Source organism: Streptomyces sp. MK37H (assembly GCF_018035285.1).
Classification (GTDB): Bacteria; Actinomycetota; Actinomycetes; order Streptomycetales; family Streptomycetaceae; genus Streptomyces; species Streptomyces endocoffeicus.
The window spans coordinates 1-8958 of sequence record NZ_JAAAYH010000374.1; the positions used below are offsets into that span (position 1 = coordinate 1).

Genomic DNA, 8958 nt, shown 5'->3' on the forward strand with positions numbered 1-8958 from the left:
GGCTCGCCGAGGCCGTGGACGAAGCGGTCCGCGAGGGCGGGCGGCTGCGAGCGTTCCTGCTCGACGAGCTCGCCCGCTACCGCGCCGCCCTGCCCGGCGCCGCCGTCGGCTATCTCGAGCAGCTCCAGGGCGCCCTGGCGGCCGGTTACGAGCCGCTGGCCGAGGATCTGGCCGCGCTCCGCGCGCTGTGCGGGTCGGCCGCCGGGGGCGGTGAGGCGACGCGCCGGCGCGCGCTGCTGAGCCACTGCGAGCGCCTTGCCGAGCGGGGCGTACGCGCCCGGCTCGCGGAGCGCGCCGGTGCCGTCGGCGCCGCCGTGGAGCCGCGCACGCGCCCCGTGGCGCCCCGGCTGCGCGCCCTGCCCGGCGGGGTCTCGGCGGCGTCCGGGACGGCCGCGCAGGGGGCCGCCATGAAGGGGCCCGAGGCCGCACGGGAGGCTGTGCTCCAGTCCGACGAGCAGAAGCGTGAGCCCCGTAAGAAGCCCACGCCGCCGGAGCACGGGGACCGCGAGGAGCCGAAGCGGAGGGAGCCGGGCCGCCGGGCGCCGCGCCCGGGGCGTCCGGTGCCCACGCCGGCGGAGGTCTTCCCGCCCAAGCGCCGCCGCCCGTCGCCGCCCCCGGAGCAGGAGTCGAGGCTCGCGTCCGGCGCCGGGGTCCGTTCCGCCTGACCTGCTGACCCAGGGACGCCGCGCCCGGGACCGGTGCCCGGCTCCGGGTGGCCGCGGCGCGCCGCGTAATCTGGTGGTCTCGAGCAAAAGGAGGCCGAGAGCCATGGATTACGTCTCCGCGCTGGTCCCGCCCGTGGTGATGGCCGTGGCCTTCACCGCGCTCATCGTGACGATGGTGAAGAGCCAGGGCGGCGCCAACAAGTCCAAGGAGGACGCCGCGGTGGACGCCGCGCTGGCGGCCCGCGCCGAGGCCGAGCGCCCGGCGCCGGAGCGCGAGACCTCCTGATCGGATCGATCACGCCGGACCACGCCCCGCGGACGCGTCGCGTCCCGGGGCGTGTGGCATTTCCCGTCCAACCCTCCCGACATTCGGGACATCTCCCACTATTATTCTCGGTGTGCCTCGGCCATTGGGAGATCTCGAAGACGCGGTCATGACGCGGGTGTGGAAGTGGAACCGCCCGGTCACGGTCAGGGAAGTCCTGGAAGACCTTCAGCGGGAACGCTCGATCGCCTACACGACGGTCATGACCGTAATGGACAACCTGCATCACAAGGGCTGGCTGCGCCGTGAGGTGGAAGGCCGCGCCTATCGATATGCCGCGGTCTCCACGCGCGCCGCCTACTCGGCTGCACTGATGAACGAGGCGTGGTCGACCAGTGACAACCCCGCTGCCGCACTCGTCGCGTTCTTCGGGATGATGTCCGAAGAGCAGCGCGACGCACTACGGGATGCCATGCGCGTCGCACAACTGGGGGAGCCGGGGGAGAGCCCCGGTGAGTCGGGGCGATGACCCGGGGCGATAGCGTCCGCTCATGTCCTCCCCACTATCAAAAGTAGTCACCGTCCGCCGTGCCCGGACCAGCGATGTTCGGGCGGTGCGCCGTCTCATCGACTCGTACGTGGACGATCGCATCCTGCTCGACAAAGCCACCGTGACGCTTTACGAGGACATCCAGGAGTTCTGGGTCGCCGAGCGCGACGAGGACGCTGAGGTCATTGGCTGCGGAGCGCTGCACGTCATGTGGGAAGACCTCGCGGAGGTCCGCACTCTCGCCGTCGATCGGACTCTCAAGGGCACCGGTGTAGGGCATCTGGTGCTTGACAAGCTGCTGCAGACGGCGCGCTGGCTGGGCGTGCGGCGTATTTTCTGCCTCACCTTCGAAGTCGACTTCTTCACCAAGCACGGCTTCGTGGAGATCGGCGAGACGCCGGTCGACGGCGATGTCTACAGCGAGCTCCTGCGTTCCTATGACGAGGGCGTCGCCGAGTTCCTGGGTCTCGAACGGGTGAAGCCGAACACCCTTGGCAACAGCCGGATGCTTCTGCAACTGTGATCGCGGGCCCTATGTCCGAATCGCTCCCCTATCACATAGCTCCGGAACATGACCTTCCATGAGCCTTCCCGCTTGGTGGATCGGTCGAACCCTCGCGAGGGGTTTGTGTTTTTCCCGGAAAAGCGGTTTCCTATTCTCTCGTAGTGTAATTACCTGGGGGGTGAGTCAACAGCGGCTAACGCCGTGCCCCCGAGCCCCCCGTTTTCCCTGAAAGGAACCCCATGGCACAGAAGGTTCAGGTCCTTCTTGTCGACGACCTCGACGGCGGCGAGGCGGACGAGACCGTGACGTTCGCTCTGGACGGCAAGAGCTATGAGATCGACCTCACCACCACCAACGCGGACAAGCTGCGTGACGCCCTGGAGCCGTACACCAAGGGCGGCCGGCGCACCGGTGGCCGGGCCTCCGGCGGCCGGGGCAAGGCGCGCGCGGCGGCGGGTGGTGCCGGTCAGGACACCGCGAAGATCCGCGCCTGGGCGAAGGAGAACGGCTACGAGGTCAACGACCGCGGCCGTGTTCCGGCGACCGTCCGTGAGGCGTACGAGAAGGCCAACGGCTGAGCGCGTCACCCTTCCCCGGCTCGCCGCTGCCTGGGCAGTGGCAGGGCGCGCACCAACCGGGCTCGGTGGCACTCCGTGGCCGCCGCGCTCACGAGCCGCATGAGATCGGGGGCGCCCCCATCGCCCCCGAAGCCTGCCCTCGGCAGCGTCGGCCCCACCCCGCCCTTCGCGTCGGGAGGTCGCAGCCATACGGCGGCCTCCTGCGGGCATCGCTCACCGGCGGGCCCCCCGGCGGCCAGGGGCGGTGGCCAGGAGCGGGCGGGGCATGGCGCGGTGATCCGGCCTCCGGCGCCGATCGCGCCCAGGTCCAGGGCCACACCGCCCCACTCCAGCCAGTCGAGCAGCCCCGGAAGCTCGTCCGCGCTGCCGGCGGCCACCAGGAGCCGCATCCAGGCGCCCTCCACCGCGACCGGACCGGTCCGCGGTACGCGCCGCAGCATCGCGAAACCGGCCACGGCCGGCAGTTCGATGACGTCGAAGGCCACCCCCGTGAGCAATTCGACGGGATCGCTGCCGGCCGTCGGCCAGCCCAGCTCCCGCTCGTACCAGCGTGACCGGGCGGCCGGTGCGGACGGCTCCGCGCCGTGAGCCCTGAGGATCATGCCCGGCAGAACTCCCCGCCCGCCCGCTTGGTTACGCGGGCGGTCACGTTCGTACGTGATGATCTCCGTACGCGATGACGTTCCGTACCGACCCGTGCGCGCCACGTACTCGTGAGGGCCCTGCAGGGCCGGTGAACGGGCGCAAGGTTGTTCGCCCATAGCGGATGGAACCGGCCCCCACGGCATGGAGTATCTGTGCTTGCGGGTAAGACATCCCTAGTGGGAGGGGCGGTCCGCGTGTCGGGAGGAAGCGGCGTTCGCCATCGGCGTACTGACGGTGGGCGTAGATGCCTGGCCTGCGGGAACATCGTCTCGCACCATCGGGTTGAAGCAGTTGTCGGCTGTTCGGGCAGGAAGCCAGTCACTGTTTGCCCCGTGCGAGCGGGGGTGATCCGGACGGTTGTCGGCAGTTGGAATGAGCTGTCCCGGGTTGCGGGACTAGCATGCGGAAGGACAGGGAGGGGATCGTCCCCGATCTTTCTGACCGCTCTGAGGAGCGATTAACGATGTTCGAGAGGTTCACCGACCGTGCGCGGCGGGTTGTCGTCCTGGCTCAGGAAGAGGCCCGGATGCTCAACCACAACTACATCGGCACCGAACACATCCTCCTGGGCCTGATCCACGAGGGTGAGGGTGTCGCCGCTAAGGCCCTGGAGAGCCTCGGGATTTCGCTCGAGGCGGTCCGCCAGCAGGTGGAGGAGATCATCGGGCAGGGCCAGCAGGCCCCGTCCGGGCACATCCCCTTCACCCCCCGTGCCAAGAAGGTCCTGGAGCTGTCGCTCCGCGAGGCCCTTCAGCTCGGCCACAACTACATCGGTACGGAGCACATCCTGCTCGGCCTGATCCGTGAGGGCGAGGGCGTCGCCGCCCAGGTCCTCGTGAAGCTGGGCGCCGATCTGAACCGGGTGCGGCAGCAGGTCATCCAGCTGCTCTCCGGCTACCAGGGCAAGGAGGCCGCCACCGCCGGCGGCCCGGCGGAGGGCACGCCCTCCACCTCGCTCGTCCTGGACCAGTTCGGCCGCAATCTCACCCAGGCCGCCCGCGAATCCAAGCTCGACCCGGTCATCGGGCGCGAGAAGGAGATCGAGCGGGTCATGCAGGTGCTCTCGCGCCGCACCAAGAACAACCCGGTCCTCATCGGCGAGCCCGGCGTCGGTAAGACGGCGGTCGTCGAGGGCCTGGCCCAGGCCATCGTCAAGGGCGAGGTGCCCGAGACCCTCAAGGACAAGCACCTCTACACCCTGGACCTGGGCGCCCTGGTCGCCGGCTCCCGCTACCGCGGTGACTTCGAGGAGCGCCTGAAGAAGGTGCTCAAGGAGATCCGCACCCGCGGCGACATCATCCTGTTCATCGACGAGCTCCACACCCTGGTGGGTGCGGGCGCCGCCGAGGGCGCGATCGACGCCGCGAGCATCCTGAAGCCGATGCTGGCGCGGGGCGAGCTCCAGACCATCGGCGCGACCACGCTCGACGAGTACCGCAAGTACCTGGAGAAGGACGCGGCCCTGGAGCGCCGCTTCCAGCCCATCCAGGTCGCCGAGCCGTCGCTGCCGCACACCATCGAGATCCTCAAGGGCCTGCGGGACCGCTACGAGGCGCACCACCGCGTCTCGATCACGGACTCGGCCCTGGTCGCGGCCGCCACCCTGGCCGACCGCTACATCTCGGACCGCTTCCTGCCGGACAAGGCGATCGACCTGATCGACGAGGCCGGTTCCCGGATGCGGATCCGCCGGATGACCGCGCCGCCGGACCTGCGCGAATTCGACGAGAAGATCGCCGATGTGCGCCGGGAGAAGGAGTCCGCGATCGACTCGCAGGACTTCGAGATGGCCGCGGGCCTGCGCGACAAGGAGAAGCAGCTCCTGGCCGCCAAGGCGAAGCGGGAGAAGGAGTGGAAGGCCGGCGACATGGACGTCGTCGCCGAGGTCGACGAGGAGCTGATCGCCGAGGTCCTGGCCACGGCCACCGGCATCCCGGTCTTCAAGCTCACCGAGGAGGAGTCCTCCCGGCTGCTGCGCATGGAGGACGAGCTGCACAAGCGCGTCATCGGCCAGAAGGACGCCATCAAGGCGCTCTCCCAGGCCATCCGGCGCACGCGTGCGGGCCTCAAGGACCCCAAGCGCCCCGGTGGCTCGTTCATCTTCGCGGGCCCGTCCGGTGTCGGTAAGACCGAGCTCAGCAAGACCCTCGCCGAGTTCCTCTTCGGCGACGAGGACGCGATGATCTCGCTCGACATGTCGGAGTTCAGCGAGAAGCACACCGTCTCGCGGCTCTTCGGCTCCCCGCCCGGATACGTGGGCTACGAGGAGGGCGGCCAGCTCACCGAGAAGGTGCGCCGCAAGCCGTTCTCCGTGGTCCTCTTCGACGAGGTCGAGAAGGCCCACCCGGACATCTTCAACTCGCTGCTGCAGATCCTGGAGGACGGTCGGCTGACCGACTCCCAGGGCCGGGTCGTGGACTTCAAGAACACGGTGATCATCATGACCACCAACCTCGGCACCCGGGACATCTCCAAGGGCTTCAACCTGGGCTTCGCCGCCCAGGGCGATGTGAAGACCGGCTACGAGCGGATGAAGGCCAAGGTCAACGAGGAGCTGAAGCAGCACTTCCGCCCCGAGTTCCTGAACCGTGTCGATGACACCGTCGTCTTCCACCAGCTCACCGAGGACGACATCATCCAGATCGTCGACCTCATGATCGACAAGGTGGACGAGCGGCTGAAGGACCGCGACATGGGCATCGAGCTCAGTGGCGAGGCCAAGAAGCTGCTGGCCAAGCGGGGCTACGACCCGGTCCTGGGCGCCCGGCCGCTGCGCCGGACGATCCAGCGCGAGGTCGAGGACGTGCTCTCGGAGAAGATCCTCTTCGGCGAGCTGCGTCCGGGCCACATCGTGGTCGTGGACACCGAGGGCGAGGGTGAGGAGAAGAAGTTCACCTTCCGCGGCGAGGAGAAGTCGGCGCTGCCGGACACCCCGCCGATCGAGTCCGCCGCCGGTGGCGCGGGCCCGAACCTCAGCAAGGAGGCGTGACGCGGAGTCGTCCGTCGCCTCGGGGCCGCCCCGGACCGTTTCCCGGTCCGGGGCGGCCCCCTTTTGCGCAGGTGCCGCTTTGTGCAGGTGCCGCTTTGGGCAGGGTGCCGCTTTGGGCAGGGTGCCGCTTTGGGCAGGGTGCCGCTTTGGGCAGGGTGCCGCTTTGGGCAAGGTGCCGCATTGTGCAGGGTGCCGCGCAGGGGCGCCCTGAGGGGCCCTGTGGCGCCCCGGGAGGCCGGACACGCTCTCCCCCTCCGGGGCTCCCCTCACGCGCCCGCCACGATGACCTGGACGCCCTCAGGGACGCCGGTCACCTCCGCGTTGCGGTGGCTCAGCCGCAGGATCTCCAGCTGCGGGAAGCCGGCCAGCCAGCTCAGGTCCAGGTCCGCGCCCAGGTCGTAGGCGAGCCACAGTTCGGTCAGCCGCTCGGCCACCAGGCCCTCGGTCAGCTGCTCCGGGGTGAACGCCCCGGCTATCTGGACGCAGGGGCGGCCGCCGAGCCGGCGCAGCGCCCGCAGCTCCTCCAGGTCCGACACCGGAAAGTCGAGTTCCCGCTCATCGAGATGGGCGATGATTTCCTCGGCGTAACGGTCGGTGTCATATCGTCGCCAGGCGCCCGCGAGCTGCGCCCGTACCGCCCAGGAGGCGCGGTCCCGCAGCCGGACCAGATAGTCGATCGCGCGGTCGTCGGCTATCGAGGTGGCGGTGACGGCCAGCCGATGGGCTTCCTCATCGGATACCCCGCTGGGATCGGGCAGCATTTCCAGCACGATAGGCCCGATCCAGCCCAGCGCTCGGGCTCCCTCCAGCGAGGTCGGGCGTACCAGATCACGGGTATAGCGATGCACTCGGGAACGCACCTCGGGGTCCAGCTCCGTAGCGTGTTCCAGACATGCGGCCGCCAGGAGTTTGCGATGGCGAGCATGGACCGGGCGGGCGTCTTTACGGGCCGCCAGCAGCCCCTCCAGGAGGTAGGCGCATTCATCGGGACGGGCGAGGGAGACGGACATTCTGATCACTTCTTCCCAGTCGTCCAGGTGCGCGTGGTCGATCAGGAAGTCAAAATCGTGCCGTTCGACGACCGCTCTCGCGCTGAGATAGTCCTGGAACGTTCGGTGCACGAAATCGACCGAACCGGGTGTGGGCTCGCGCAATAGACCGGTCCGGTTGAGCAGATGGCGGTAGATCTCCTCCGGCCCGCCCTGCCGCGCCGCGTGCGGAATGGCCGGGATGTACCGGCCGAGCGTCTCGAGGGCGGTGGCCCGGTCCATTTCGGACCGGCCGTTGACGAGCATCCAGTGCGCCAGCTTCTGCAGCAGCTGGATCTTCGGTTCCTGGGGGAGGTCGATTCCATCCGGCGGCAGCATGGCGCGCTCGCGGTCGCGCCGTTCCAGGAGCATGGAAAGGGCCGCGTCATAGAGGGCTTTCCGGCCGCGCGGCAGATAGCCGCGGCGGTCGCGGTGCAGTGCGCACAGCAGACCGCACATCAGTGGATTGGTGGCCAGCCGCCCGAGGTCCCGGGTAATCCTTACGGCGTCCAGCAGCGTTTCCTCGTAACCGCTGAGCCGGCCCAGATCGATCTGGTCGGTGATGTCCTGGCGGGCCGCCGCATGCCAGCGCCGGATGAACGCGGTGACGCCCTCGCGGCTGAGCGGGGAGAGTTTCAGCTCGGTGAAGCGCTCCGAGGCGAGCCAGTTCTCCCGTACGGCCGAGGGGCGCGAGGTGACCAGCCAGACATTTCCCGGATAGCGGGTGGGGAGTTCGCGGAGCGCTTCGCGGAGCCGTTCGCGCTCCTCCTCCGGGGCCTCGTCCACGCCGTCCACGAGCAGCAGCCCGCGCCCGCGAGAGAGCACCCGTTCGGCCCAGCCCGGCGGCTGTGCGGCGGCGTGCGGATAGCGGACGGCGGAGAGGAAGGCGTCCGGCTCCGGGAAGCCGTCGCGGCGGAACCGGCGCACGGGGAGCACGAACGGCACCCGCCCGCGCAGCCCCTCCAGCGGGGCCGGGAGGTCGCCGCGTGCCACGGACACCGCGAGCCGCTGCACCAGCGTGGTCTTGCCCGACCCCGCCACGCCCCACAGCAGCACCCGGGTGCGTCCGGCGAGGGCCTGCTCGGCGGGGGCGCTGGGACCGCCCCCGTCGGTCTCGGTCTCCAGGCTGAGATAGGCGGCGTCAAGCGGCCAGCTGTCGGGGGAGTGGGCCAGATCGATGCCGTAGATCGTCAGATGGTCGTGGGCGGCCACGATGTCCCGTGCGTAGCGCTCCTCGAACGCGGCGTCCTCGGCGGCCGCGACGAAGGGGGAGCGGATGGTGAGGTAGCGGAGGATGTGCGCGCAGACGGCCTCGCGCAGCGAGGCGTGCGTATGGGCGTCGGCCGGGTCCAGTTCCTCGTCGGCGTCGGGGGCGGCGATGGCGAGGTGGCGGGCGAAGGCTTCGGGGCCGAGGCGGACGGCCCGTAGGTCGTCCAGGTCGACGGTGCCGAGGGAGTGGAGGGTGCGGGCGAGCGCGTCGGTCAGCTGGGGCCGCGCCCGATCGGCGATCTCTTCGCCGATTTCGTCACCGATTTCTTTCGCGACGTCTTCGACGAGGGCGGAGGCGATCCGGGGCAGGTCCCGTTCGGTGAGCGTGCGGTGGTCGCCCTGGAAGGCGACGAGGGAGGCGATGCGGACGGGCCGGTCCACCGGCCCGTCGGCGATGAAGAGTTCCTGGACCAGTGTGGCTATGGTTGCGGGATCCATGAGGCCCCGTCCCCCCGGTGACTGTT

Annotated in this window: 8 protein-coding genes; 6 read left to right on the forward strand and 2 right to left on the reverse strand. The window is 69.7% G+C overall.

The window, feature by feature from the left end; genetic code table 11:
* The 5 genes from GWI24_RS34805 to GWI24_RS34825 all read left to right on the forward strand — a co-directional run.
* The coding region (locus tag GWI24_RS34805) for a hypothetical protein (RefSeq protein ID WP_210950040.1) at positions 1–665 on the forward strand (665 nt) is incomplete at its 5' end.
* A gap of 103 nt (positions 666–768) precedes the next feature.
* Positions 769–951: a hypothetical protein gene (locus GWI24_RS34810; RefSeq protein ID WP_044573347.1), complete on the forward strand. Its 183-nt coding sequence runs from the start codon at positions 769–771 to the stop codon at positions 949–951.
* A gap of 112 nt (positions 952–1063) precedes the next feature.
* Complete coding sequence (locus tag GWI24_RS34815) at positions 1064–1459, forward strand: BlaI/MecI/CopY family transcriptional regulator (protein WP_075200364.1); 396 nt, start codon at positions 1064–1066, stop codon at positions 1457–1459.
* 22 nt (positions 1460–1481) lie between these two features.
* Positions 1482–2003 carry an amino-acid N-acetyltransferase gene (locus GWI24_RS34820; protein ID WP_191064449.1) on the forward strand — a complete coding sequence of 174 codons (522 nt, stop codon included), beginning with the start codon at positions 1482–1484 and terminating at the stop codon, positions 2001–2003.
* 221 nt (positions 2004–2224) lie between these two features.
* Positions 2225–2563: an Lsr2 family protein gene (locus GWI24_RS34825; RefSeq protein WP_037960512.1), complete on the forward strand. Its 339-nt coding sequence runs from the start codon at positions 2225–2227 to the stop codon at positions 2561–2563.
* A 5-nt stretch (positions 2564–2568) separates the two neighbouring features.
* Here GWI24_RS34825 and GWI24_RS34830 read toward each other — a convergent pair whose 3' ends face one another.
* Positions 2569–3165 (reverse strand): SCO3374 family protein, encoded by a 597-nt coding sequence (locus tag GWI24_RS34830; RefSeq protein ID WP_210950041.1) that lies wholly within the window; start codon positions 3163–3165, stop codon positions 2569–2571.
* Between the two features lie 506 nt (positions 3166–3671).
* On the opposite strand from GWI24_RS34830, the gene GWI24_RS34835 reads away from it, so the two are divergent.
* Positions 3672–6197, forward strand: coding sequence for an ATP-dependent Clp protease ATP-binding subunit (locus GWI24_RS34835; protein ID WP_210950042.1), 2526 nt, complete (start codon positions 3672–3674; stop codon positions 6195–6197).
* A 266-nt stretch (positions 6198–6463) separates the two neighbouring features.
* Here GWI24_RS34835 and GWI24_RS34840 read toward each other — a convergent pair whose 3' ends face one another.
* On the reverse strand, positions 6464–8932 hold the full coding sequence (locus GWI24_RS34840; RefSeq protein ID WP_210950043.1) for an NACHT domain-containing NTPase: 2469 nt from the start codon (positions 8930–8932) through the stop codon (positions 6464–6466).
* Between the last annotated feature and the right edge of the window lie 26 nt (positions 8933–8958).

Coding starts and splice junctions, on each gene's coding strand:
- GWI24_RS34835 (WP_210950042.1), top strand. CDS start 3,672: ATGTTCGAGAGGTTCACCGACCGTGCGCGGCGGGTTGTCGTCCTGGCT.
- GWI24_RS34830 (WP_210950041.1), bottom strand. CDS start 3,165: ATGATCCTCAGGGCTCACGGCGCGGAGCCGTCCGCACCGGCCGCCCGG.
- GWI24_RS34825 (WP_037960512.1), top strand. CDS start 2,225: ATGGCACAGAAGGTTCAGGTCCTTCTTGTCGACGACCTCGACGGCGGC.
- GWI24_RS34820 (WP_191064449.1), top strand. CDS start 1,482: ATGTCCTCCCCACTATCAAAAGTAGTCACCGTCCGCCGTGCCCGGACC.
- GWI24_RS34810 (WP_044573347.1), top strand. CDS start 769: ATGGATTACGTCTCCGCGCTGGTCCCGCCCGTGGTGATGGCCGTGGCC.
- GWI24_RS34840 (WP_210950043.1), bottom strand. CDS start 8,932: ATGGATCCCGCAACCATAGCCACACTGGTCCAGGAACTCTTCATCGCC.